Genomic DNA, 25,970 nt, shown 5'->3' with positions numbered 1-25,970 from the left:
CCCTTCCCCTAGATTAAGGAACGCAAAATGAACCAGGAACTGTCAACCAACCCGTTCAACCCGCTGCAGGCGCCGAAAACCTTTGATGAAATCAAGGTGTCGCTGGCCAGCCCGGAACGGATTCTGTCGTGGTCGTATGGCGAGATCAAGAAGCCCGAGACCATCAACTACCGCACGTTCAAACCCGAGCGTGACGGCCTTTTCTGCGCGCGGATTTTTGGCCCGATCAAGGACTATGAATGCCTGTGCGGCAAATACAAACGCATGAAGTATCGCGGCGTTGTCTGCGAAAAATGCGGTGTGGAAGTCACGCTTCAGAAGGTCCGCCGCGAACGCATGGGCCACATCGAGCTGGCCGCGCCCGTCGCGCATATCTGGTTCCTCAAGTCGCTGCCGTCGCGCATCGGCCTGATGCTGGACATGACCCTGCGCGATCTGGAACGCATCCTGTATTTCGAGAACTACGTGGTGATCGAACCCGGCCTTACCGACCTGACCTATGGTCAGCTGATGTCGGAAGAGGAGTTCATGGACGCCCAGGACACCTATGGCATGGACGCGTTCACCGCGAACATCGGTGCCGAAGCGATCCGCGAAATGCTGGCGGCCATCGACCTGGAAAGCGAAGCGGAAACGCTGCGCGCCGACCTGGCCGAAGCCACCGGTGAGCTGAAGCCCAAGAAGATCATCAAGCGTCTGAAGATCGTCGAGAACTTCATTGAAAGCGGCAACCGTCCGGAATGGATGATCCTGACCGTGATCCCGGTCATCCCGCCCGAGCTGCGCCCGCTGGTGCCGCTGGACGGTGGCCGGTTCGCGACCTCGGACCTGAACGACCTGTATCGCCGCGTGATCAACCGCAACAACCGCCTGAAGCGTCTGATCGAGCTTCGTGCGCCCGACATCATCGTGCGCAACGAAAAGCGGATGCTGCAGGAATCGGTCGACGCTCTGTTCGATAACGGCCGTCGTGGCCGCGTCATCACCGGTGCGAACAAACGCCCGCTGAAGTCGCTGTCTGACATGCTGAAAGGCAAACAGGGCCGCTTCCGTCAGAACCTTTTGGGTAAACGCGTCGACTTCTCGGGTCGTTCGGTCATTGTGACCGGCCCGGAACTGAAGCTGCACCAATGTGGTCTGCCCAAGAAGATGGCGTTGGAGCTGTTCAAGCCCTTCATCTACTCGCGTCTGGAGGCCAAAGGTCTGTCCAGCACCGTGAAGCAGGCGAAGAAGCTGGTCGAGAAAGAGCGCCCCGAAGTCTGGGACATCCTGGATGAGGTCATCCGCGAACACCCGGTGATGTTGAACCGTGCGCCCACGCTGCACCGTCTTGGCATCCAGGCGTTCGAACCGATGCTGATCGAAGGTAAGGCTATTCAGCTGCACCCGCTGGTCTGCTCGGCGTTCAACGCCGACTTCGACGGTGACCAGATGGCCGTTCACGTGCCGCTGTCGCTTGAGGCGCAGCTGGAAGCACGCGTCTTGATGATGTCGACCAACAACGTGCTGTCGCCCGCCAACGGTGCGCCGATCATCGTTCCCTCGCAGGACATGATCCTTGGCCTCTATTACATCTCGATGGAGCGCGAAGGCATGAAGGGCGAAGGCATGGTCTTCTCCGACGTGGATGAAGTGATCCACGCGCTGGATGCAGGCGAGGTTCACCTGCACGCCAAGGTGCAGGCCCGGATCCCGCAGATCGACGAAGAAGGCAACGAGGTCATGGTGCGTTTCGACACCACGCCGGGCCGCATTCGTCTGGGCGCGCTTCTGCCGCTGAACACGAAAGCGCCGTTTGAACTGGTCAACCGCCTTCTGCGCAAGAAGGAAGTTCAGCAGGTCATCGACACCGTCTACCGCTACTGCGGTCAGAAGGAATCGGTCATCTTCTGTGACCAGATCATGTCGGTCGGCTTCAAAGAGGCCTTCAAGGCCGGCATCAGCTTCGGCAAGGATGACATGGTCATCCCGGACGAAAAATGGCCGATCGTGGACGGCGTCCGTGACCAGGTGAAAGAGTTCGAACAGCAGTACATGGACGGTCTCATCACCCTGGGCGAGAAGTACAACAAAGTGGTTGATGCCTGGTCGAAGTGTTCCGACCAGGTGGCAGATGCCATGATGGGCGAAATTTCGGCCGTGCGTCGTGACGATGCCGGTGCCGAAATGGAGCCGAACAGCGTCTACATGATGTCGCACTCTGGTGCCCGTGGTTCGCCCGCGCAGATGAAGCAGCTGGGCGGGATGCGCGGCCTGATGGCCAAGCCGTCGGGCGAGATCATCGAAACGCCGATCATCTCGAACTTCAAGGAAGGTCTGACCGTTCTTGAATACTTCAACTCGACCCACGGCGCCCGTAAGGGTCTGGCCGACACCGCGCTTAAGACGGCAAACTCGGGTTACTTGACCCGTCGTCTGGTGGACGTCGCCCAGGACTGCATCGTGCGTGAGAAAGACTGCGGTACCGAGCGGACGATCAAAGCCGAAGCGGCTGTGAACGACGGTGAAGTCGTCGCCTCGCTGGCCGAACGTATCCTGGGCCGCGTCGCGGGCGAGGATGTCGTGCACCCGGCAACGGGCGAAGTGATCGTCGCCAAGAACGAGCTGATCGACGAACGCAAATCGGACGCGGTGGAAGCGGCCGGTGTGGCAACCATGCAAATGCGCAGCCCGCTGACCTGTGAAGCCGAAGAAGGCGTTTGCGCCGCGTGTTACGGTCGTGACCTGGCCCGCGGTACCCTGGTCAACCAGGGCGAAGCGGTCGGCATCATCGCCGCACAATCGATCGGTGAACCCGGCACACAGCTGACGATGCGGACGTTCCACATCGGCGGCATTGCGCAGGGTGGTCAGCAATCGTTCCAGGAAGCCAGCCACGAGGGCCGCGTCGAATTCCGCAACGACAACATTCTTGAGAATGCGTCGGGCGAAAAAATCGTCATGGGCCGCAACATGGTTCTGGCCATCATGGACGAGAACGACGTCGAGCGGGCCAGCCACAAGATCGGCTATGGTTCCAAGCTGCACGTCGCTGATGGCGATCAGGTGAACCGTGGCGACAAGCTGTTCGAATGGGATCCCTATACGCTTCCGATCATCGCTGAAAAGGCGGCGACCGCGAAGTTCGTGGACCTCGTTTCGGGTATTTCGGTGCGGGACGAAACCGATGATGCAACGGGTATGACGCAGAAGATCGTGACCGACTGGCGCTCGGCGCCGAAAGGCAGCGATCTGAAGCCCGAGGTTATCCTGGTCGACAAAGATGGCGAACCGGTCCGCAACGCTGCGGGCAATCCGGTGACCTATCCGATGTCGGTTGACGCCATTCTGTCGATTGAAGATGGCAGCCAGATCCAGGCCGGTGACGTTGTCGCGCGTATCCCGCGTGAAGGCGCCAAGACCAAGGACATCACCGGTGGTCTGCCGCGTGTGGCCGAATTGTTCGAAGCCCGTCGTCCGAAGGACCACGCGATCATCGCCGAAGTCGATGGCTACGTGCGCTTTGGCCGCGACTACAAGAACAAGCGTCGCATCGCGATCGAACCCGCGGATGAAAGCCTGGAGAACGTGGAATACATGGTTCCCAAGGGCAAACACATCCCGGTGGCCGAAGGCGACTTTGTTCAAAAGGGCGACTACATCATGGACGGCAACCCGGCGCCGCATGACATCCTGTCCATCATGGGTGTCGAAGCGCTGGCTGACTACATGATCGACGAAGTCCAGGACGTGTATCGCCTGCAGGGTGTGAAGATCAACGACAAGCACATCGAGGTGATCGTTCGCCAGATGCTGCAGAAGTGGGAGATCCTCGACTCGGGCGAAACCACCCTTCTTAAGGGCGAACATGTCGACAAGGCCGAGTTCGAAGCCGCGAACGAGAAAGCCGCCGCCGAAGGGCGTCGTCTGGCTTCGGGCGAACCGATCCTGTTGGGTATCACCAAGGCGTCGCTGCAAACCCGCAGCTTCATCTCGGCGGCGTCTTTCCAGGAAACCACCCGCGTGCTGACCGAAGCTTCGGTTCAGGGCAAGAAGGACAAGCTGGTTGGCCTGAAAGAGAACGTGATCGTTGGTCGCCTGATCCCGGCGGGCACCGGTGGGGCCACTCAGGCCGTGCGCCGGGTTGCTCAGGACCGCGACAACGTGGTGATCGAAGAGGCCCGCAAGGAAGCCGAAGCCGCCGCCGCACTGGCTGCACCGGCCGACGAAGCGTCTTCGGTATTCGGTGACGATGTGGCCGAGGAAGATGCAGGTCTGGTCGAGACGCCGGAAACGGCGGGCGACGAACAGCCCTGATCTTCGGATCAACGGTGAAACATGGAAAAGCCCCGCTTCTTAGCGGGGCTTTTTCGTTAGGGCCGCATGGACGCGGCGGATCAGCGTTGCGGGCAGGATTTTCTGCCGCTCCAGCGCGTCTTGTGTCGCGCACATCATCGCGCGCCGTCGGGTCTGGTCGATCTCGCACAGCTCAGCGATATGTGGGCGATACGCGCCATCCGGCGGGCGGGTTGCCGCGATGCTGTAATCCACGTCACCAAAGGACATGCCGTGCTGTTTGCGCAGCCAGTTCAGGTCGATTGTGCGACGGTCGATGTCGGCGCGCGCTGCCGGGGTCAGGCGCGGGCGGCGAAACCCCACAAGGGTTTGATCCAGCCCTTCCACCACCTTGCGCACCGGGTGCCAGGCAAGCCGGCGTTCTTCGGACGTCAGATCAGAGACCAGATCGACATGGTGTTCCAGCACCGCCATCGCCTCGGCTGACAGTGTGGTGTTCAGCGTGCGATCGTCATGTGCTGACACGATGTCCAGCACCTCGGGGCAATAGCGCGTGGTGAAGTCCGTTACCACATCCTGCCCGATCAACGTGTTCCGGTCGAATAGATGCAGGTGCAAAGGGCCGGGCCCGTGGTCCGCAAACGCCTGCAAGGTCCATTGATAGGCGCGGGGCTTCAGGGCCGCCTGACTGCCGGTCATCTTCAGCCCCTGCTGCACTTCAGACAGGTATTTCGCAGCGGGAGAGCGCAGGTAGGCAACCACGCTCACTTTGTCGAATGCGTCGCGCAGCCTGGCGCTCAACTGGGCGACACGGTCGGCATTGCCCAGGCTGAAAAACCCTTCACCACTCATCACCACCAGCGCTGGCATAGTGTCGCGTATCTGGGTCAGGGCGTCGGCCCACATGAGTTCGGATTGTTCCATCACATCACGCCCCGGCCAGCTGTCAGGAAAGGCCACGTCGCCGGTGACGAAAGGCTCGCCCACGAGGGCGGGCAAAAGCGCAGTGTGGCGGTCCAAGGACTTGTGCAGGAACGGATACAAAACCCCGCGCGCCGCCATCTCACGCCGTTTCAAAAGAAAGGTGCGCTGCAGCGACGTCGTGCCTGTTTTCGGCTGACCGATGTGAAGGACCAGATTTACCATGTGGAATACTTACCGCCTGAACCCCTTACAGGCGGTGAAGACGCGTGCCGGATTGCCATTTTGCGCATTTGCGCGGACAAGGGGGGATGCAGGCACAGAATTCCCACAGCAATTTGCGCGGCGCGGCGCTCATGACGGTCTCGATGGCCGGCTATACGTTCAATGATGTCTGCATGAAACTGTTGGCCGGAGATCTGCCTTTGTATCAAGCCGTGTTCCTGCGCGGCATCTTCGCCACCGTGTTTTTGTATCTTCTTGGCCGGTCGATGGGGGCGATCCGGTTTGATCTGCCCCGGCGCGACTGGGGTCTGATCGCGCTGCGCACAATTGGCGAGTTGGGGGCGACCTATTGCTTTTTGACGGCGCTGTTCAACATGCCAATCGCGAATATCACCGCGATCCTGCAGGCGCTGCCGCTGACCGTGGCGCTGGCGGCGGCGCTTTTTCTGAACGAACCGTTGGGCTGGCGCCGGCTTGGGGCGATCCTGATCGGGTTTGTCGGGGTACTTTTGATCGTGCAACCGGGCGGCGACGGGTTCACGACCTGGAGCCTTTACGGCCTGATCGCGGTCGGTTTCATTACCTTGCGTGATCTGGCCGCGCGCCGTCTGAGCCCGGGCACGCCCAGCATGATGGTGTCGCTTGTTGCCGCCGTCGCGATTTGCATCGCCGCCGGGGTCGCGTCCCTATCCGACACCTGGGCCCCGGTTGGTCTGTGGGAGGCCGGGCTTTTGGGGCTGGCAGCGGGGTTCATCCTGATGGGCTATGTCGCATCGGTCGCGGTGATGCGGGTGGGCGAGATCAGCTTTGTCGCGCCGTTCCGTTATACCGGACTTCTGTGGGCGTTGCTGTTGGGCTGGCTGTTCTGGGGCGACTGGCCAGATCTGCTGACCATGATCGGCGCGGGGATCGTGGTGGCGATGGGTGTTTTCACCATCTACCGGGAGCGCTTGAATCGGCGGCGCGCCTTGGCGCAACAACAGTAGCGCACGGCCGGTTTTCGCGGGGCGTTTTCAACTGTGCTCCGCGTGGCTTGAGGCATCGGGTGGCGATTGGTTTCAAGGGGGTGGTTTCCCTGCAGGGCAACGCTGTTGACAAGGTTTCCGACTCCCCCTATACGCCCTCCATCCGGCGAAGGGGCACTCCCCCCAAGCCAATCAGAATCCACTGGTCAAGATCGGTGCTGCTTTAAAGCGCTGGTCCTCTGATAACCAACCGCGTCGTTTGCCTCGGAATGGAAACGATCGCGGGTTTTAGCTTTGCGGACGCGTAGGGCGAAGAAACTTTCACCGCACGGGGACACCCGTGCAGCACATGTGTTGAGAAACGGGAAAAGAGCCCTATGCCAACGATCCAACAGCTGATCCGCAAACCGCGCCAGCCTAAAGTCAAGCGTTCCAAGTCGCTGCACTTGGAAAGCTGCCCCCAGAAGCGCGGCGTTTGCACGCGCGTCTATACCACCACCCCGAAGAAGCCGAACTCGGCTATGCGGAAAGTCGCCAAGGTGCGCCTGACCAATGGCTTCGAGGTCATCAGCTACATCCCCGGTGAAAGCCACAACCTTCAGGAACACTCGGTTGTCCTGATCCGTGGCGGCCGTGTGAAAGACCTTCCGGGTGTCCGTTACCACATTCTGCGCGGTGTTTTGGATACCCAAGGCGTCAAAGACCGTAAACAACGTCGTTCGAAATACGGCGCCAAGCGTCCCAAATAAGGAGAGGCCGAGATGTCACGTCGTCACGCCGCTGAGAAACGCGAGATTCTGCCCGACGCCAAGTTTGGTGATCTCGTTCTGTCCAAGTTCATGAACAACCTGATGATCGACGGTAAAAAGTCGGTCGCAGAAACGATCGTCTACAACGCGCTGGATCGTGTTGAAGACAAGATCAAGCGCGCCCCCGTGGAAGTGTTCCACGAAGCGCTGGACAACATTCAACCCTCCGTCGAAGTGCGTTCGCGCCGCGTCGGTGGTGCCACCTACCAGGTGCCGGTTGAAGTCCGCCCCGAGCGTCGTCAGGCGCTTGCCATCCGCTGGCTGATCAAAGCCGCCCGCGCCCGCAACGAGAACACGATGGAAGAGCGCCTGGCTGGCGAACTTCTGGACGCTGTCAACTCGCGCGGAACCGCCGTGAAGAAACGTGAAGATACCCACAAGATGGCCGACGCGAACAAAGCGTTCAGCCATTACCGCTGGTAAACCCAAGGGAATTCAGACCAATGGCACGCGAATATCCGCTGGAACTCTACCGCAACTTCGGCATCATGGCCCACATCGACGCAGGCAAGACCACCTGCTCGGAGCGGATCCTGTATTACACCGGCAAATCCCACAACATCGGTGAGGTGCACGATGGTGCCGCCACCATGGACTGGATGGAGCAGGAGCAGGAACGCGGGATCACCATCACCTCGGCTGCGACCACCACGTTCTGGGAACGCACCGAAGACGGTGAAACCGCCCAGACGCCCAAGCACCGCATGAACATCATCGACACTCCCGGCCACGTGGACTTCACCATCGAAGTCGAACGTTCGCTGGCCGTGCTCGACGGTGCTGTTTGTGTGCTGGACGCCAACGCCGGTGTTGAGCCGCAGACCGAAACCGTGTGGCGTCAGGCTGACCGCTACAAGGTTCCGCGCATGGTGTTCGTCAACAAGATGGACAAGATCGGCGCCGACTTCTTCAACTGCGTTGAGATGATCGAAGATCGTACCGGCGCGCGTGCCGTTCCTGTTGGTATTCCGATCGGTGCTGAAACCGAGCTGGAAGGCCTGCTTGACCTGGTGAACATGGAAGAATGGCTGTGGCAGGGTGAAGACCTTGGTGCGTCGTGGGTTCGGGTTCCGATCCGCGAAAGCCTGCAGGACATGGCCAACGAGTGGCGCGAGAAGATGATCGAAGCCGCCGTCGAGCAAGACGACGACGCGATGGAAGCTTACCTTGAAGGCAACGAGCCTGACGTGGCGACTCTGCGTGCTCTGCTTCGCAAAGGCACCCTGGCGCTGGACTTCGTTCCGGTTCTGGGTGGCTCCGCCTTCAAGAACAAAGGTGTGCAGCCGCTGCTGAACGCCGTGATCGATTACCTGCCCAGCCCGCTGGACGTTGTCGATTACATGGGCTTCAAACCCGGCGACGAAGACGAAGTTCGTGACATCCCGCGCCGTGCGGACGATGACATGGCCTTCTCGGCGCTGGCGTTCAAGATCATGAACGACCCGTTCGTCGGTTCGCTGACCTTCACCCGCGTTTACTCGGGCGTCCTGAACAAGGGCGACACGATCCTGAACTCAACCAAGGGTAAGAAGGAACGTGTGGGCCGGATGATGATGATGCACTCGAACGACCGTGAGGAAATCACGGAAGCGTTCGCCGGTGACATCATCGCGCTGGCCGGCCTGAAGGACACCACCACGGGTGACACCGTCTGTGCCGTCAACGACCCGGTTGTTCTGGAAACCATGACCTTCCCCGATCCCGTCATCGAGATCGCGGTTGAGCCGAAAACCAAGGCCGACCAAGAGAAGATGTCGCAAGGTCTGGGCCGTCTGGCCGCCGAAGACCCGTCTTTCCGTGTCGAAACCGACATCGAAAGCGGTCAGACCATCATGAAGGGCATGGGCGAACTTCACCTGGACATCCTGGTGGATCGCCTGAAGCGTGAATTCAAGGTCGAGGCCAACATCGGTGCCCCGCAGGTTGCCTACCGTGAGACGATCTCGAAGGCGATCGAGCACACCTACACCCACAAGAAGCAGTCGGGTGGTTCGGGCCAGTACGCCGAGGTCAAGATGGAGATCATGCCGACCGAAGCTGGCGAAGGCTACTCTTTCGAAAGCAAGATTGTTGGTGGTGCGGTTCCCAAGGAATACATCCCCGGTGTTGAAAAGGGCATCAAATCGGTCATGGATAGCGGCCCGCTGGCCGGTTTCCCCGTGATCGACTTCAAGGTTGCCCTGGTCGACGGTAAGTTCCACGACGTGGACTCCAGTGTTCTGGCGTTTGAGATCGCAGGCCGTATGTGCATGCGTGAAGGCATGCGTCTGGCCGGTGCGAAGCTGTTGGAACCGATCATGAAGGTCGAGGTCATCACGCCCGAGGAATACACCGGTGGTATCATCGGCGACCTTACCTCGCGTCGTGGCCAGGTCTCTGGTCAGGAGCCGCGCGGCAACGCCATCGCGATCGATGCGAACGTGCCGCTGGCCAATATGTTCGGCTACATCAACACGCTGCGTTCCATGTCTTCGGGCCGCGCGCAGTTTACGATGCAGTTCTCGCACTATGACCCGGTGCCGAGCAACATCTCGGACGAAATTCAGGCGAAGTTCGCCTAATCAACAATCGCCGGGCGGGCAACCTGCCCGGCACCACAGTTTAAAGGAGGCCTCCCATGGCTAAGGAAAAGTTTGAACGCTCCAAACCGCACGTCAACATCGGCACGATTGGCCACGTTGACCACGGCAAAACCACGCTGACCGCGGCGATCACCAAGTATTTTGGTGATTTCCAGGCTTACGACCAGATCGACGGTGCGCCGGAAGAGAAAGCTCGTGGCATCACGATCTCGACCGCGCACGTGGAATATGAGACCGACGCGCGTCACTATGCCCACGTCGACTGCCCCGGCCACGCTGACTATGTGAAGAACATGATCACCGGTGCGGCGCAGATGGACGGCGCGATCCTGGTGGTGAACGCGGCCGACGGCCCGATGCCCCAGACCCGTGAGCACATCCTGCTGGGTCGCCAGGTCGGCATCCCGACCATGGTTGTCTTCATGAACAAGGTTGACCAGGTCGACGACGAAGAGCTGCTGGAGCTCGTCGAGATGGAAATCCGTGAGCTTCTGAGCGAGTACGGTTACCCGGGCGACGACATTCCGATCATTGCCGGGTCCGCTCTGGCGGCGATGGAAGGCAACAAGCCCGAAATCGGCGAAGAGAAGATCAAGGAACTGATGGCGGCTGTGGATGAGTACATCCCGACCCCCGCGCGTCCCGTTGACGGCGCCTTCCTGCTGCCGATCGAAGACGTGTTCTCGATCTCGGGTCGCGGCACGGTTGTGACCGGCCGTATCGAACGTGGTGTGGTCAATGTTGGTGACGAGATCGAAATCGTCGGCATCAAAGACACGCAGAAAACCACCTGCACGGGCGTGGAAATGTTCCGCAAGCTGCTGGATCGTGGTGAAGCTGGCGACAACGTCGGCGTGCTGCTGCGCGGCATCGACCGTGACGCGGTTGAGCGTGGCCAGGTTCTGTGTAAGCCGGGCTCGGTGAACCCGCACACGAAGTTCGAAGCCGAGGTCTATATCCTGACCAAGGAAGAGGGTGGCCGTCACACGCCGTTCTTCGCGAACTACCGTCCGCAGTTCTACTTCCGGACCACCGACGTGACCGGCACGGTTGAGCTGCCCGCTGGCACCGAGATGGTGATGCCGGGCGACAACCTGAAGTTCGGCGTTGAACTGATCGCACCGATCGCGATGGAAGACGGCCTGCGCTTCGCCATCCGCGAAGGCGGCCGCACCGTGGGGTCGGGCGTCGTGTCCAAGATCATCGAGTAATCAGCTCCGCTGATGCTTGAACGGAAAGGGCCGCTCAATCGAGCGGCCCTTTTGCTTTGGAGAGGTTTGCGCCTCAAAGGAGGGAAAGCGCCCGTTGATGGATGTGTCATTTTCAGTCAAAAACGAGCGTAGATCCCCTTTTTCTATTGCCTCACCTCTCAACCCCCTGTAATGGGCAACGGTTCGCTTTGCGAATAACCATGAGGTGGGATTCGGTCCCGTCTTTTGGGTTCGATGAGGGCGGGTGGAATGAGCCATCTGTCGTCCTATCAACACCAAGCCTGAAAGGGCGAATGCTATGACCAGTCAAAACATTCGTATCCGTCTTAAGGCGTTTGACTATCGTGTGCTGGATGCCTCCACGCAAGAGATCGTCAATACTGCCAAACGTACGGGTGCAAACGTTCGCGGCCCCATTCCGCTGCCGAACAAGATCGAGAAGTTCACGGTTCTCCGTGGCCCTCACGTCGACAAGAAATCCCGCGATCAGTTCGAAATCCGCACGCACAAGCGTCTGCTGGATATCGTTGATCCGACGCCGCAGACCGTGGACGCGCTGATGAAGCTCGACCTGGCCGCTGGCGTTGACGTCCAGATTTCGGTGTAAGGGAGTATCACAGATGCGCTCTGGCATTATCGCACAGAAGATGGGCATGACCCGTCTTTTCATGGAAGACGGCAAGCAGATTCCTGTCACCGTCCTTCAACTGGACACGCTGCAGGTTGTCGCCAACCGCACCGCTGAAACCGACGGGTACACCGCCGTTCAGTTGGGTGCCGGCACCGCCAAGGCAAAACGCACCTCGAAAGCCATGCGCGGCCACTTTGCCGCGGCCAACGTGGCCCCCAAGCGCAAGATTGTCGAATTCCGCGTGTCGGAAGACAATCTGATCGCTGTGGGCGAGGAAATCTCGGCCGAACACTTCGTGGAAGGTCAGAAGGTCGACGTCTCCGGCACGTCCATTGGTAAAGGCTTTGCCGGCGCCATGAAGCGTTGGAACTTCGGCGGTCTGCGCGCCACACACGGTGTGTCGATCTCGCACCGTTCGCACGGTTCGACTGGTCAGTGTCAGGACCCCGGCAAGGTGTTCAAAGGCAAGAAGATGGCTGGTCACATGGGGGCCGCAAAGGTCACCACGCAGAACCTGGAAGTCGTCAAGACCGACGCCGATCGCGGCCTGGTTTACATCAAAGGCGCCGTTCCCGGCTCCAAAGGTGGCTGGGTTACGGTCAAGGACGCCGTGAAAAAGAAACTTCCCGATGGCGTGCCGTTCCCGGCCGCTCTGAAATCGGCTGCTGCACCCGCGGCAGAAGCACCTGCGGAAGAAGCTCCCGCGGAAGGTGGTGAAGCATGAAACTTGATGTGATCAAACTGGACGGCAAAAAAGCCGGCTCCGTCGATCTCGACGAAGCACTTTTCGGTCTGGAGCCGCGCGCGGACATCCTGCACCGTGTGGTCCGTTGGCAGCGCAACAACGCGCAGGCCGGCACCCACAAGGTGAAGACGCGTTCGGAAGTGAACTACTCGACCAAGAAGATCTATCGCCAAAAAGGCACCGGTGGCGCACGCCACGGCGCCCGTTCGGCACCGATCTTCCGCGGTGGTGGTGTTTACAAGGGTCCGGTTGTGCGCTCGCACGGCCACGACCTGACCAAGAAATTCCGCAAACTGGGTCTGAAGCACGCCCTGTCCGCCAAGCTGAAAGCTGGTGAACTGGTCGTGATCGACACCGCAGACGCCGACGGCAAGACCGCCGTTCTGGCCAAAGCGGTCAAGGACCTTGGTTGGAAGCGCGCCCTGGTGATCGACGGTGCCGAGGTGAACGAAAACTTCGCCAAAGCAGCTCGCAACATCGAAGGTCTGGATATCCTGCCGTCGATGGGCGCCAACGTTTATGACATCCTGAAGCGTGACACCCTGGTGCTCACGAAGGCAGGGGTCGAAGCACTGGAGGCTCGTCTGAAATGAGCACGAAGGCAGAACTCTACGACGTGATCCGCAAGCCGATCATCACCGAGAAAGCCACCATGGCGTCCGAAAACGGCGCAGTGGTCTTCGAAGTGTCGATCGATGCGAACAAACCGCAGATCAAGGAAGCCGTTGAAACGCTGTTCGGCGTCAAGGTGAAGGCCGTGAATACGACCATCACCAAAGGCAAGGTCAAGCGGTTCCGCGGCCAACTGGGCAAGCGCAAGGACGTCAAAAAGGCGTATGTGACGCTTGAAGAAGGCAACACGATCGACGTCTCGACCGGTCTGTAAAAGACCCGTCATGTGAAATTGGAAAGCCCCTCGGTGAAAGCCGGGGGGCTTTTTTCTTGTCGGTTTTCCCTTGTGAAGGGGGGCAGCAAGGCGCCAAATTGCGGCATGGCAGAACGCATCATACTTACCGGGCAAGTTCAGGGCGTGGGCTTCCGCCCGCACGTTTTGCTGCAGGCGCGCGCTTTCGGAATTGATGGGTTTGTCCGCAACGATGGCGCTGAGGTGACGATCGTTGCCGCAGGTTCGGACATCGACGCGTTTCTTGCTGCGATTCGGACGAAGGCGCCGCCGTCTGCACGGATTGACACGTTGTGGCGCGAGCCAGTGGCCGAGAGCCCCGCGCCGGGGTTTGAGATACGGCCCAGCACAGGTACGCCATCCGGTCTGGGCGTGGCGCCGGACCTTGCCACCTGCCCCGATTGTCTGGCGGAAATGCGGGACGCGACTGCGCGCAGGCACGGATATGCCTTCACCAATTGCGCCAATTGTGGACCGCGGCTCACGATCCTGGAGAGCATGCCTTATGACCGGTCGGGCACGACAATGGCCGAATTTGAACTCTGTGCTGCGTGCGCGGCAGAGTATCGTGACACATCGGACCGCCGCTTTCATGCGCAGCCGATCGCCTGCCCAGCCTGTGGTCCGCAGCTGAGTTACGAGGGCGTCGATCCTGGTGGCGACGCGGATTGCCCGTTGACCAAGGCTGTCGCCACGCTCCGCAGGGGCGGCATCGTCGCCCTGAAAAGCCTTGGAGGTTTCCATCTGTCCTGCGACGCGCACAACAGCGCCGCGATCGAACGCCTGCGGCATCGAAAGGGCCGCCCGTGCAAGCCGTTTGCGCTTATGGCATCGCTTGATGTCATTCGTGCAAACGGCACGGTTGGAGATGCAGCGGAACAGCTGTTGACCTCGCCGACCGCCCCGGTGGTGCTGTTGCCGCATCACGGCACGCTGCCAGACGCGTTGGCCCCCGGGTTGGACAGGTTGGGCTGGATGCTGCCGTCCGCACCGCTGCATCACCTTCTGTCCCAAGCCTTCGGTGGTGCGTTGGTGATGACGTCAGGCAACGTGACAGGCGCGCCGATGGTGACGGACAATGCCACGGCACGCGCAGCGCTTGGCGCGATCGCGGATGGGTTCCTCATGCACGATCGCCCTATCGCCAGACGGGTTGATGACAGCGTTGCAGCCGTTGGCCCCGCCGGCCCGATGACCTTGCGACGGGCGCGGGGGCTGGTGCCTGCTGGCTTGCCCATGCCACCGGGTCTTGAGGCTGCGCCCAGTGTGCTGGCTTTCGGTGGGCAGATGAAAGCGGCGATCTGCCTGACGCGGGGGGGCATGGCGTTGCTGGGTCACCACATGGGGGACCTAGACCAGTTGGAGTGTCGTCGTGCGTTCGACCAGGGGATAGCGGACTACGAAGACCTGTTTGGGTTCACGCCAGAACTGTTTGCCTGTGATCTGCACCCGGATTTCCACGCCTCCCAAGTGGCAAACCAACGCGGCGGGAAAAACACGGTGACCGTTCAACATCACCACGCGCATTTTGCAGCCTGTCTTGGGGAAAACCTGTGGCCCCGCGACGGGGACCCGGTTGTCGGAATTGTTCTGGACGGTCTGGGTGCCGGGCCGGACGGCACCGTATGGGGCGGTGAGGTTTTGCTTGGACGCTATGAACAGGTCGAGCGTATCGCGAATCTGAGCCCGGCCGCCTTGATCGGTGGAGACGCGGCAAACCGCGAACCCTGGCGCAACCTTCTGGCGCGCCTGGATCAGGCAGGATTGAGTGAGGAGGCCGACCGCCTGTTGTCCACACACCCGCTTCGGACCGCGCGCCAAATTGGCGACGCGGCCCACCTCTCGCCGATGTCTTCGTCGGCGGGGCGGTTGTTTGATGCGGTGGCGGCGGCACTGGGCCTGGTTTCGGGGCGCATGTCCTATGAAGGGGAGGCTGCGATGCGGCTGGAAGCGTTGGCGCGTGCAGCGGGGCCTGAGGCGCCTTATCCAATGGACCAACTGTCTCCGGCCCCCTTGTTCCAAGCCCTGATGCGTGACCTGTCCCAGGGTGTGGCACCAGCGCGCGTAGCGCGGCGGGCGATCGAGGGTGTGGCGCAGGGGTTCGCCGATGCGGCGTGTCAGGCGGTATCGAACGGGGATGCGGTCGCGGTCGCGCTCAGTGGCGGCTGTTTTCAGAACACGCTGCTGTTGGAGCGGGTGATTGCGGCGTTGGACGGCATCCCCGTGCTGACGCACCGACAGGTGCCCTGCAATGACGGCGGGTTGGCCTTCGGTCAGGCAATGGTCGCGGCCGCACAGACGTAACCGACGCTTGAGCTTCCCGGCCATTCGCGCCAGACTTGGCGTATGAGCAACCCTGACAAAATCCCGAAATTCCGCCTGCGGGTCGTGTTTGGCCCCGAGGACTGGATGGGGCCAGGCAAGGCTGAATTGCTGGAGCGGATCGCCGAGACCGGCTCGATTTCCGCAGCCGGGCGCGACATGGGGATGAGCTACAAGCGGGCTTGGCAATTGGTCGAGGCGATGAACGCGATGTTTCGCGAGTCTCTGGTGCACAGTACACGCGGCGGTGCCCGCGGGGGCGGCGCGGTGCTGACCGATGCTGGTCAAAGGGTTTTGGCTGAGTTTCGCGGGTTGGAGGCTGAAGCTGAACAGGCGGGTGCGACCCATATCGCCCGGCTTCAGGACATGCTGCGCGATATTCCCGACGGAAAATAACGCTTGCCTGCACCGCTGAATTTCCGATATTCCCGATGAGACATAACGCTCGGACCCCACATGACCCCTCCCTTCCGACAAGTCCTGATCCTGCTAACCATTTGCATGGCCAGTTTGGGTGCGCGTGCGGCGGTAGCGGATCGGATCACTGTCTTTGCCGCAGCGAGTCTAAAGAATGCGTTGGAACAGGTCGCATCGGAGTTTGAGCGCGCGTCTGGTCATCAGCTGACCTTGTCATTGGCCGGATCTTCGTCTTTGGCGCGCCAGATCGAACTGGGCGCGCCGGCGGACGTGTTCCTGTCCGCCAATGTGGGCTGGATGGATCGGTTATTGCACAACGGGGCCTTGCAGGAGGACAGCCGTTTCGATCTTGCTGGCAACAAACTGGTGCTGGTCGCACCACGGGCAGACGCGGTGCAGATGGACCTGACGTCGCTTGCCGCGACATTGGGCGAGGGGCGCCTGGCGATGGCACTGGTCGATGCGGTGCCCGCCGGGATATATGGCAAAGCGGCGATGGAGCATCTGGGCCTGTGGAAAGGCGTGGCACCACAGGTGGCACAGGCCGACAACGTGCGCGCGGCCCTCGCGCTGGTCGCCCTTGGAGAGGCGCCGTTTGGGATCGTCTATGCCAGCGATGCGATGGCCGAGCCGCGTGTTTCGGTGGTTGCCACCTTCCCGACCGAAACACACCCACCAATTGTCTATCCGGCCGCGATCGTGGCAGGCCGCGACCGCGCGGCGGTGCGGGCCTTCATGTCGTATTTGCGCGGCGATCAGGCTTGGACGGCATTCGCAGCCCAAGGGTTCACCCCCGTAGGGGTCGCACATGAGTGATTGGCTTGGTCCACAGGAATGGATGGCGGTGCAATTGTCGCTACGGGTCGCGTTCTGGGCAACGCTGGTGACGCTGCCCCCCGGGTTGTTCATCGCCCATGTGCTGGCGCGCCATGACTTTCCCGGCAAGCAGATCCTGAACGGGATCGTGCATCTGCCGCTGATCCTGCCGCCGGTTGTGACCGGCTATGTGCTGTTGCTGACCTTCGGCACGCGCGGTCCTGTGGGCGGGTTTCTGCAAGAGTTTGGCATCGTGTTCGCGTTTCGCTGGACCGGGGCGGTGCTGGCGGCGGGCATCATGGCCTTTCCCCTGATGGTGCGCGCCATCCGCCTGTCGATCGAGGCGGTCGATCCGCGGCTGGAGCAGGCCGCGTCGACCCTTGGTGCCTCACGCCTGTGGGTGTTTCTGACTGTTACCCTGCCACTGATCCTGCCGGGCGTGATCGCGGGCGCCATCTTGGCCTTTGCCAAGGCGATGGGCGAATTTGGCGCGACGATCACCTTTGTGTCGAACATTCCAGGACAGACGCAAACCCTGCCCTCGGCGATCTATGCGTTTCTGCAGGTGCCGGGGGGGGAGGACGCAGCACTTCGACTTGTGGCCGTGTCTGTCGTGGTTGCAATGGGGGCGTTGATTCTGTCCGAAGTGCTGGCGCGACGGGTGCAGAAACGGGTGGGAGGCGCATGAGTCTGTCGGTCTCCCTGCAGCACCAGTTCGCCGGGTTGACGCTGGATGTAGCGTTCGACGCCCCGCCAGGCGTGACGGTTCTGTTTGGTAAAAGCGGCACCGGCAAGACCACGATCATCAACGCCGTCGCGGGACTTTTGAAACCGCAAGGGGGGCGGATCTCCTTGGACGACCGGGTTCTGGTCGACACTGCGCAAGGGATTTGGCAGCCGCCTCACAAACGTCGGATCGGCTATATCTTCCAGGAAGATCGGTTGTTTCCACATCTGACTGTGCAGCAGAACCTGACCTATGGGCAGCGCTTTGCCCCCAAGGGCGCCCCGCGCGACGCGTTGGATCAGGTGGTGGACCTGCTTGGTATCGCTCCGCTTTTGTCGCGTCGCCCCAACCTGTTGTCCGGGGGGGAGAAGAGCCGCGTGGCGATCGGCCGCGCGGTGCTGTCCGCGCCGGACCTGATCCTGGCGGATGAGCCTTTGGCGGCCCTTGATGCGGCGCGCAAGGCTGAAATCATGACCTATTTCGAACGGCTGCGGGACGAAATGTCGACGCCGATCCTGTATGTCAGCCATTCGGTGGCCGAGGTTGCGCGGCTGGCCACAACTGTGGTCGCCATCGAAAACGGCAGTGTTGCGCGTTGCGGCCCGGCGGCGGACACGTTCGCCGACCCCGCGTTCTTGCCGCTGGGTGCCCGAGAGGCTGGCGCGCTTCTGGAAGCGCGGGTGATCACTCATCACGACGACGGGTTGAGCGAGCTTGAGGCAGGCGGCGTCCCCCTGTTCCTGCCCCATGTGCCCCAGGCGCCGGGTCGAAGCCTGCGGGTGCGCATCGCGGCACAGGATGTGACGCTGGCGCTGGACGCTCCGACGCGGATTTCGGCGCTGAACGTGCTGTCGGGCCGGATCGACACGATTCACGCCGGGGCTGGGCCGGGGGCCATCGTGTCGGTTCTGACGCCAGCGGGGCCGGTGTTGGCGCGGGTCACGGCTCGGTCGGTTAAGGCGCTTGATCTGCGCCCGGGATTGCCGGTTCATGCCATCGTGAAAACCGTCTCGATCGCACCCGAGGATGTGGGCGGCTGACCCGGTTCGCAGCGATTGATCGCGGCTGAGAGACCTGCCACAAAGAACGCCTGTCGAAACGCGCTTTGAAAAGGATCAGGTGATGTCAGTCTTGGGTTTCAGCACCACCCCCGCGCGCAAATCCTATGATGTGGTGATCGTGGGTGGGGCGATCATGGGCTCGGCGGTGGCCTGGTTTCTGACCAACCTGGCTGATTTTAACGGCTCGGTTTTGGTCATCGATCGCGACCCCAGCTTTGAGCACACGTCGACCGCGCACACCACATCGTGCATGCGACAGCAGTTTTCGACCGCGCTGAACGTGCGGATTTCACAGTATGCCGCCGATTTCGTGAAGAACCTTCGCAGCCATATGGGTGATGATCCCAGGGTGCCGGAATTGGCGATCCGCAACTTTGGCTACATGTATCTGGCCGACAATGACGCCTTTGCCGACACGCTGCGCGAAAACTGGCGGGTGCAGCACGCGGCGGGGGCGGCGACCCGGTTGCTGCGCTCCGATGAGATTGCCGCAGCCTATCCGTTCTACAACCTCGACGACATCGTTCTGGGGTCGATCAATACCGTCGACGAAGGCTATTTCGACGCGGGCGCGCTGTTCGACTGGTATCGGCGGCAGGCGCGTGAACGCGGGGTGGAGTATGTCGCGGGTGAGGTTGTGGCGATGACCCGAAACCCGGCCGGAAACCGGGTGGACAGCGTGACGCTGGCCTCGGGCGAGGTGATCGGTTGCGGCCAGGTCGTGAACGCCTCGGGCCCGCGCGCGGCGGCCACCGCGCGCATGGCGGGGATCACCCTGCCGGTCGAGCCGCGCAAGCGCTTCACCTGGGTGTTCAAGGCCGAACAGCCCTTGGATCGTGACCTGCCGCTGACCATTGATCCCACGGGCATCCATGTGCGTGAAAACGGCGGTGGCACGTATCAGGCGGGTGGGTTCCTAGGCGACGACCCGGCGGTTGATCCGGATGATTTCACAATGAACCACAGCTTGTGGGAAAACGAGGTCTGGCCGATCCTGGCCACGCGTATCCCTCAATTCGAGGCGATCCGAGTCACGGCTGAATGGGCCGGGCATTATGCAATGAACACAATCGACCATAACGCCATCATGGGGCCGCATCCCGAGGTCGGGAACTTCGTGTTCCTGAATGGATTCTCGGGCCACGGGTTGCAGCAGGCGCCCGCGATGGGGCGCGGCACCGCCGAATGGCTGACCTTCGGGGCCTACCGCAGCATGGATCTAAGCGAGTTCCACTTCGACCGTCTGACGCAGCCTGCGCCAAATGTCGAGCTGGCGGTGATCTAGGTCGCTCAGTCCTCCGGCACCATCTGGATATACCCTGTCGGGCATTCGTGCGCGCACAGCCCGCAGCCTTTGCAGTAATCCAGATCGAACAGGTAATGCGATCCGTCCTGCGCCAATTCAACGGTTTTGATCACCGCGTTGTCGGGGCAGAAGGTCCAGCAATTGTCGCAGGCCAGGCAGTTGCCGCAGCTCAGGCAGCGGTTCGCCTCGGCCAAAGCGGCCGCGCGACCCAGGTCGCCTTCGATCTCGGTGTCAAAGCGCCGCTCGGCCACCGGCACTTTCGCAGGCGCGTGGCGCGGGGTCGGCATGTAGTAGGAGAGGTTCAGCCCGCTTGCGCCCATCTCAAGCCTCGTGTCGGCCTCTGGGTCTGGCGCGCCGGCAAGTTTCGCGGCGATCGCTTGTGCTGCCAGCCGGCCGTCACCGATCGCTTCGGCTACGGTGCCGCGATCCCCGCGCGCGTCCCCCAGAACATGCACGTTTTCGGGCTCCAGCCGTCCCCAGGCGTCCTTAGCCCAGACATAGGTTCCGTCGATCAGGCCCTGAAGCCCTTCCGGATCCACCGCCTCGCCAATGCAAGGCACGACCATGTCGACAGAAAGCAGCCGCTCGGTCCCCTCAAAGGCCACGCGGCGTTTGCGGCCGTCCTTGCCGGGTTCCTTCTTCAGGCTGACAACCTCGACGCCGGTCACTTTCGATCCCTTCATGACCAGCCGCGAAACGGTGGCGTGGTCGATGATCTCGATACCTTCTTCCAGCGCTTCGTCCAGCTCGCGCGGGACCACGTTGATGATGTCGTCGGGCGCGGTGTCAGGGCCGGGCAGGCCCGAGGCGGTGACCAGAGTCACCTCGCTGGCACCTGCGCGTTTCATCAGGCGACACAGGTCGATGGCGGTGTTTCCGCCGCCGTGCACGACGACTTTGTCGGCCTTGGGAAACTGGCCATGGTCCATGAATTCCTTGAGCAGGTGCAGGCCTTCGTGCAGGTCCGCAGGCACCGCCCCATCCACGTCCCACGCCTTGGCGCTTTGGCAGCCGGGGGCCAGGATCACCGCCGCGTGGGTGGACAACAGCCCCTCGACCGTCACATCACGACCCAGCCGGGTGCGGGCATTCAGGGTGATGCCGGGCAGCGCCAGCAGGCGGTTCAATTCGCCGTCCAGCGCTTCGCGCGGCAAGCGGGTGCGCGGGATCGCCGAGCGCAAAAGCCCGCCCGCTTCCGGTAGCGCCTCGTACAAGTCGGCGCGCAGGCCGTTGCGCAGGCAGTGATAGGCGGCGGACAGCCCGCCGGGGCCAGCGCCGATGATCGCCACGATCGGCGCGTCGTCGGCAGGGGCGTCCACCGGATAGGCCCAGCCCTTCGCCACCGCTTTGTCGCCCAGCCAGCGTTCCACGTTGTGAATGGCCAGCGCCCCGTCCATCGCCGCACGGTTGCAGGCTGTTTCGCAAGGATGCGGGCAGACCCGACCGGTCACGCCGGGCAGCGGATTGGCCTGAACCAACTCGCGCCAGGCCAGTTTGGGATGGCCCGCCTGAAGGTGGGCAAACCAGGCCTGTTGATCCTCGCCCGCCGGGCAGGCGGCGTGGCAGGGGGCCTTGACGTGGTCATGAACCGGCTTGCCGGTAGATCGCCAATTGCCGGTCTTGAAATCAAGCGTTGTGCCGGGTTCGGCATAGGCGCCGCGTGTGAGAATTGCCATGTCAGCCCCTCCCTGTCACAGGACCGCCCCGGCCCACGGCGGCAATGCCCGACGTGTCTAGAGGGTCGTCACCTTCGCCGTTCAGGCCGAAGGTCTGGATGTTGTGATCTGCCAGCGCCTGCAAGTGGTCGCGTTCTTCCTGCGCGCGCGGGTCTTCGCCGTTGAACAGGTGCGCGAACCGGCCTTGAAGCTCCAGGTAGTCGGTGACCGGGCGTGCATCGCGGATCGGCATTACGTTCGTCACCGCCCCGCGTTCCAGTTCGACCAGCGGGAACAGCCCGCATTCCACCGCGCGGCGTGCCACTTCGATTGTTGCGGCGCTGTCGTGTTTCCAGCCCAGCGGGCAGGGCGAATGAATGACCAGGAAGGTCGGCCCCTCGATCCCCATTGCATAGCGGACCTTGCGTTGCAGGTCCTGCGGATAGGCCACCGAGGCCGCCGCCGCATAGGGGATGTGATGCGCCGCGATGATCGACAGCAGGTCCTTTTTCAGGTGCCGCTTGCCCATCCGTTCCTTACCAGCGGGTGAGGTCGTTGTGGTCGCCGAATGCGGTGTTGAGGACGAGCGCTGGATGCCCGTGTTCATGTAAGCTTCGTTGTCGTAGCAGACGTAAAGGATGTTGTGATACCGCTCCAACATGCCCGACAGCGCCTGGAAGCCGATGTCATAGGTCGCGCCGTCGCCGCCAAAGGCTAACACCTTGGTGTTCTTGCCCTTGGCTTTCATCGCGGCCTCCATGCCGCTGGCGATGGCCGGGGCGTTTTCGAACAGCGAATGCATCCACGGCACGCGCCAGGCCGATTGCGGCCAGGCGGTGGTGAAGACCTCAAGGCAGCCGGTGGCATTGGCCACCATCACGTCGGGGCCGGCGCATTCCATTACCAGCCGGGCGGCCAGGGCTTCGCCGCAGCCCTGACAGGCGCGGTGCCCACTTTCGAGTCCGCGAAACCGCGGCTGTGCCTCGCGCGCGGTGGGGGCGTCGTGCTTGGGTTCATGCGGGGCGGCAGGCGGGCGGCCGTGTTTGGCACGCAGTTCGGCCAGGCGTTCGCTTTTGTCTGACATCACCTGTCCTCCGGCTGCAATTTGTTCAGATCGACATCGAAGACGCTGAAGGCGGGCGCGTCAGGGTTGGCCACCGTCTGCATCAGGTCGCGATAGATCGTTTCGGGAATGTCGCGGCCACCAAGACCCAGCGCATGGTTGTGGATGCGCGGCGCGCCTTCCACGTCGGCAAGCACGGCGGCAACTTCGGTTCCAACCACGCCGCCCAGGCCGGGCGAAATGGCGCGGTCGACAACGATAAGATGGTCCAGCCCTTTCACCGCATCACGAAGTGCGTCCGAGGGGAAGGGGCGGAAGGTGCGCAACTTGATCAGGCGTGCGGCTCCGACCTCATCGCTGAAATGCTCCATGCCGGTGCGCAGGGTGCCGACGGTCGATCCCATCGCCAGGATGCCGACCTTGGCGTCGGGGTCACCTTCGACGGTCAACAACCCACCCGAGGCACGCCCCGTCAGGTCGGCGTAATCCGCGTCGGTCTGTTCGATCACCTCAAGCGCGCGCATCATCGCGGCGTGATGAGAATGGCGCATCTCGGCGAAGAAATCGGGCGTGACCAGTGTGCCGATCGAGGTCGGCGCGGCCGGGTCAAGGTTACGCGAAAATTCATAGGGCGGCAGCCATCCGTCGATCATGTCGGTGTCCGGCATGTCGATGACTTCCATCGTGTGGGTCAGGATGAAGCCGTCCATGCAGACCATGACCGGAATCTCGCAAGTCTCGGCGATGCGGAAGGCCTGGATCGTGGCGTCCACGGCTTCCTGATTGTCGGCGGCGTGGATCTGGATCCAGCCGCTGTCGCGCACGGCCATGCTGTCGCTTTGGTCGTTCCAGATCGACAGTGGCGCACCCACGGCACGGTTGGCAACGGTCATCACTAGCGGCACCCGCAGGCCCGCGATGTTAAACAGCACTTCGGACATGAGCAGCACGCCCTGGCTGGCCGTGGCGGTATAGGCACGCGCGCCGGCGGCAGCGGCGCCCAGCACGACCGAGGCTGCGGAAAACTCGCTTTCCACGCTCACGAATTCCGTGTGCAGGTCGCCCTCGGCCACCAGTTTGGACAGGTTTTCGACGATATGGGTCTGCGGCGTGATCGGATAGGCGGCGACCACGTCAGGGCGGCACAGCGCGACCGCACGGGCGATGGCCTGTGAGCCTTCGAGGGCTTTACGCATCTTCGGCCTCCTTCCAGATGCCGTGGGGCACCGCATCGGCGGCGCGGGCGATCAGCGACAGGTTCTTTTGCAGAACGTCACCCTTGAACCGGTCTTTCAACGCGGCGGCCAGCGCCTCTTGCGGCAACAGGTCGGTCAGGGTCAGGAACCCGGCCAGAAGGGCGGTGTTCGGGATCGGGCGACCGATCTCTTCCATCGCCAATTCCGTGGCAGGCAAGCAGATTGCCTTGCAGCCGAACTCCTTGGCGACGTCTTCGCTGGCGCGGGTCGAGTTGACCAGCATCCCACCACCGTCCTTCAAACCGGCTGTCAGCGCCGGGTCATGCAACAGCGTGGCATCCTGCACGATCAGAAAATCGGGCGAATGCACCTGACTGCGCAGATGGATCGGGGCCTTGTCGATGCGAACAAAGGCGGTGACGGGCGCCCCGCGGCGTTCGGCACCGAAGGCCGGAAACGCCTGACAGGTAAAGCCCGCCTCGAATGCGGCGGCGGCAAGCAGGTAGGCAGCGGCGACGCTGCCCTGCCCCCCGCGACCGTGGATGCGAAACTCTTTCATGCCTCCACGGTATCAGACCCTGACCTTTGTCCAAATGATCAAGATCAACCGGGTGTGCGGGTGACCTTTGCCCCCGGCGCGATGGTCCGGGGGGCCGCATTCAGCGCCTCGATCGCGAAGCCGGCGGCGGACTTGTATCCGGCCAGGAATTCGGCGCGCTCTTGCGGTGAAATCACATCATCGATGTTGTCGAAGACCCCACCGCAGCGTTCCGCAACCATGTTGAGAAGCCCGAACGGCCCCGCGCCGCGATTGCGCAGGATCAGTTCGGACACCGGGGCGCACAGCTGGTCGTCATAAGCCGCCAGTGCGGCCTGGGTCACGCCATGCTGCAACAGGCAGGCGCCCAGCACGCGCGCGTCGATCACCGCCTGGCTGGCGCCGTTCGACCCCGTGGGATACATCGCATGCGCCGCATCGCCCATCAGCGCCACCGCGCCGTCGCGCCAGGTGCTGACCGGGTCGCGGTCGATCATCGGGTTCTCATAGGTCACGTCAGCGCCGCGCAGCAGCGCGGGCACGTCCAGCCAGTCATATTTCCAGTCGTCAAAGTGATGTGCGAAGTCTGACACGTCGACCTGCCGGAACCACCCCACCGCATCGCGCGCATCGGGGTCGTCGTGCACCACCTCGGCGATCCAGTTGATGCGCGCCAGCCCGGTGTCGGGGTCCGGGGGCGAGATCGGATAGATCACCATGCGCTGCTTGTCGGTGCCAAGCCCGACGAAGGACGACCCCGAGCGGATCGGCTTCGCCCGCGTGGTGCCGCGCCACATGACCGCGCCACCCCAGTGGATCGGTGGCTGGTCCGGGTGCATCTGCGCGCGCACCGCCGAATGGATGCCATCGGCGCCGATCAAAAGCGCCCCGTTTTCGCGCGAGGTGGTGCCATCGGCGTGCTGGATCAGCGCTGTGACGCTGCCGTCGTCGCCCGTCTCATAGCCGGTGACGCGTTGGCCCAGCCGCACCGCATCCGCCCCGGCGCGTTCGGTGAAACTGCGATAGAGCAGCATGTGGAAATCACCGCGATGCACCGCGTATTGCGGCCAGTTGTATCCGGCGTCCGTGCCGCGCGGCTCGGCGTGGATGTCGTGGCCGTTCTGCCCCACCAGGGCCCATTCGCGCACCGGCAGACCGACCTGTTCCAACGCGTTTTCGTCCAGCCCCAGGTCGAACAATTCGCGCACCGCGTTGGGTTGCAGGTTGATGCCGACCCCTAGTGGGCGCAATTCGCGCACCGCTTCGAACACCACGCAGGGCACACCGATCTGGTGCAGGGTCAGGGCAAGCGACAGGCCGCCGATGCCCCCGCCAGCGATGAGGATACGAGGGTTGGTCATGGGGCGGCTCCTGTGGGTTTTTCTGTCGGGAACCGGGTCGGTTCCGCTTCGGTGGACGTCGGCATTGTTGTTCAGACGGCAAGGGCGCTCAAGCCCTTCTTTCCCGGATATGACGCAAGGCGAAAAGTCAGATCTCGGTGCCGCAATCGGGCATGCCGAACTTGACACCCGTCATACCCCCGGCACTGTTTCCGCGGTAAAATGTCCCTGACGTTTCAGTTTCACGACCCCGGGGAGGGT

The 25,970-nt window shown here is 62.2% G+C and carries 22 protein-coding genes; 16 read left to right on the top strand and 6 right to left on the bottom strand.

Annotated elements, in window-relative coordinates; genetic code table 11:
* The first annotated feature begins 27 nt into the window (after positions 1 to 27).
* The gene (gene rpoC, locus MN188_RS09805; RefSeq protein WP_242108704.1) at positions 28 to 4,296 is read left to right on the top strand and encodes a DNA-directed RNA polymerase subunit beta'; all 4,269 of its coding nucleotides are present in this window, start codon (positions 28 to 30) and stop codon (positions 4,294 to 4,296) included.
* Between the two features lie 39 nt (positions 4,297 to 4,335).
* Here rpoC and MN188_RS09800 read toward each other — a convergent pair whose 3' ends face one another.
* The gene (locus MN188_RS09800) at positions 4,336 to 5,421 is read right to left on the bottom strand and encodes a hypothetical protein (protein ID WP_242108702.1); all 1,086 of its coding nucleotides are present in this window, start codon (positions 5,419 to 5,421) and stop codon (positions 4,336 to 4,338) included.
* Positions 5,422 to 5,507: 86 nt separating this feature from the next.
* On the opposite strand from MN188_RS09800, the gene MN188_RS09795 reads away from it, so the two are divergent.
* The 15 genes from MN188_RS09795 (at position 5,508) to MN188_RS09725 (ending at position 19,896) form a co-directional block, all read left to right on the top strand.
* Positions 5,508 to 6,407, top strand: coding sequence for a DMT family transporter (locus tag MN188_RS09795; protein ID WP_242108700.1), 900 nt, complete (start codon positions 5,508 to 5,510; stop codon positions 6,405 to 6,407).
* 356 nt (positions 6,408 to 6,763) lie between these two features.
* The gene (rpsL, locus tag MN188_RS09790) at positions 6,764 to 7,135 is read left to right on the top strand and encodes a 30S ribosomal protein S12 (protein ID WP_049642094.1); all 372 of its coding nucleotides are present in this window, start codon (positions 6,764 to 6,766) and stop codon (positions 7,133 to 7,135) included.
* A 12-nt stretch (positions 7,136 to 7,147) separates the two neighbouring features.
* The gene (gene rpsG / locus MN188_RS09785) at positions 7,148 to 7,618 is read left to right on the top strand and encodes a 30S ribosomal protein S7 (protein ID WP_242108698.1); all 471 of its coding nucleotides are present in this window, start codon (positions 7,148 to 7,150) and stop codon (positions 7,616 to 7,618) included.
* A gap of 20 nt (positions 7,619 to 7,638) precedes the next feature.
* The gene (gene fusA / locus MN188_RS09780; protein ID WP_242108696.1) at positions 7,639 to 9,756 is read left to right on the top strand and encodes an elongation factor G; all 2,118 of its coding nucleotides are present in this window, start codon (positions 7,639 to 7,641) and stop codon (positions 9,754 to 9,756) included.
* Positions 9,757 to 9,812: 56 nt separating this feature from the next.
* Positions 9,813 to 10,988, top strand: a complete 1,176-nt coding sequence (gene tuf / locus MN188_RS09775) for an elongation factor Tu (RefSeq protein ID WP_242108694.1) — start codon at positions 9,813 to 9,815, stop codon at positions 10,986 to 10,988.
* Between the two features lie 298 nt (positions 10,989 to 11,286).
* The gene (rpsJ, locus tag MN188_RS09770; protein ID WP_091428130.1) at positions 11,287 to 11,595 is read left to right on the top strand and encodes a 30S ribosomal protein S10; all 309 of its coding nucleotides are present in this window, start codon (positions 11,287 to 11,289) and stop codon (positions 11,593 to 11,595) included.
* A gap of 13 nt (positions 11,596 to 11,608) precedes the next feature.
* The gene (gene rplC, locus MN188_RS09765; protein ID WP_242108692.1) at positions 11,609 to 12,343 is read left to right on the top strand and encodes a 50S ribosomal protein L3; all 735 of its coding nucleotides are present in this window, start codon (positions 11,609 to 11,611) and stop codon (positions 12,341 to 12,343) included.
* Entirely contained in the window at positions 12,340 to 12,957 is a 618-nt protein-coding gene (gene rplD / locus MN188_RS09760) for a 50S ribosomal protein L4 (protein WP_242108690.1), read from the top strand. Before rplC ends, rplD begins: the two co-directional genes overlap by 4 nt.
* Positions 12,954 to 13,250 (top strand): 50S ribosomal protein L23, encoded by a 297-nt coding sequence (locus tag MN188_RS09755; RefSeq protein WP_242108688.1) that lies wholly within the window; start codon positions 12,954 to 12,956, stop codon positions 13,248 to 13,250. Before rplD ends, MN188_RS09755 begins: the two co-directional genes overlap by 4 nt.
* A gap of 105 nt (positions 13,251 to 13,355) precedes the next feature.
* Positions 13,356 to 15,572, top strand: coding sequence for a carbamoyltransferase HypF (gene hypF / locus MN188_RS09750; protein WP_242108686.1), 2,217 nt, complete (start codon positions 13,356 to 13,358; stop codon positions 15,570 to 15,572).
* A 42-nt stretch (positions 15,573 to 15,614) separates the two neighbouring features.
* Entirely contained in the window at positions 15,615 to 15,986 is a 372-nt protein-coding gene (locus MN188_RS09745; RefSeq protein ID WP_242108683.1) for a winged helix-turn-helix domain-containing protein, read from the top strand.
* A 60-nt stretch (positions 15,987 to 16,046) separates the two neighbouring features.
* Positions 16,047 to 16,823, top strand: coding sequence for a molybdate ABC transporter substrate-binding protein (gene modA / locus MN188_RS09740; protein WP_242108681.1), 777 nt, complete (start codon positions 16,047 to 16,049; stop codon positions 16,821 to 16,823).
* The gene (gene modB / locus MN188_RS09735) at positions 16,816 to 17,511 is read left to right on the top strand and encodes a molybdate ABC transporter permease subunit (RefSeq protein ID WP_242108679.1); all 696 of its coding nucleotides are present in this window, start codon (positions 16,816 to 16,818) and stop codon (positions 17,509 to 17,511) included. Before modA ends, modB begins: the two co-directional genes overlap by 8 nt.
* Positions 17,508 to 18,590 (top strand): molybdenum ABC transporter ATP-binding protein, encoded by a 1,083-nt coding sequence (gene modC, locus MN188_RS09730; protein WP_242108677.1) that lies wholly within the window; start codon positions 17,508 to 17,510, stop codon positions 18,588 to 18,590. Before modB ends, modC begins: the two co-directional genes overlap by 4 nt.
* Positions 18,591 to 18,672: 82 nt before the next feature.
* A complete protein-coding gene (locus MN188_RS09725; RefSeq protein ID WP_242108664.1) occupies positions 18,673 to 19,896 on the top strand; it encodes an NAD(P)/FAD-dependent oxidoreductase in 1,224 nt (407 codons plus the stop codon).
* 5 nt (positions 19,897 to 19,901) lie between these two features.
* Here the strand turns inward: MN188_RS09725 and MN188_RS09720 are convergent, their stop codons facing one another.
* The 5 genes from MN188_RS09720 to MN188_RS09700 are packed head-to-tail and all read right to left on the bottom strand — an operon-like array spanning position 19,902 to position 25,730.
* Positions 19,902 to 21,593, bottom strand: coding sequence for an FAD-dependent oxidoreductase (locus tag MN188_RS09720; protein WP_242108662.1), 1,692 nt, complete (start codon positions 21,591 to 21,593; stop codon positions 19,902 to 19,904).
* A 1-nt stretch (position 21,594) separates the two neighbouring features.
* A complete protein-coding gene (locus tag MN188_RS09715) occupies positions 21,595 to 22,656 on the bottom strand; it encodes a thiamine pyrophosphate-dependent enzyme (protein WP_242108660.1) in 1,062 nt (353 codons plus the stop codon).
* The gene (locus tag MN188_RS09710; protein WP_242108658.1) at positions 22,656 to 23,831 is read right to left on the bottom strand and encodes a transketolase C-terminal domain-containing protein; all 1,176 of its coding nucleotides are present in this window, start codon (positions 23,829 to 23,831) and stop codon (positions 22,656 to 22,658) included. Before MN188_RS09710 ends, MN188_RS09715 begins: the two co-directional genes overlap by 1 nt.
* Positions 23,824 to 24,390 (bottom strand): 2-oxoacid:acceptor oxidoreductase family protein, encoded by a 567-nt coding sequence (locus tag MN188_RS09705; protein WP_242108656.1) that lies wholly within the window; start codon positions 24,388 to 24,390, stop codon positions 23,824 to 23,826. Before MN188_RS09705 ends, MN188_RS09710 begins: the two co-directional genes overlap by 8 nt.
* Before the next feature lie 44 nt (positions 24,391 to 24,434).
* A complete protein-coding gene (locus MN188_RS09700) occupies positions 24,435 to 25,730 on the bottom strand; it encodes a flavin-dependent oxidoreductase (protein WP_242108654.1) in 1,296 nt (431 codons plus the stop codon).
* Positions 25,731 to 25,970: the final 240 nt, after the last annotated feature.

The sequence above is a fragment of the Aliiroseovarius subalbicans genome, from assembly GCF_022678625.1.
Taxonomy (GTDB): domain Bacteria; phylum Pseudomonadota; class Alphaproteobacteria; order Rhodobacterales; family Rhodobacteraceae; genus Aliiroseovarius_A; species Aliiroseovarius_A subalbicans.
Note: the sequence above shows the minus strand (reverse complement) of the source record. Positions and strands in the feature narration are given on the sequence as shown.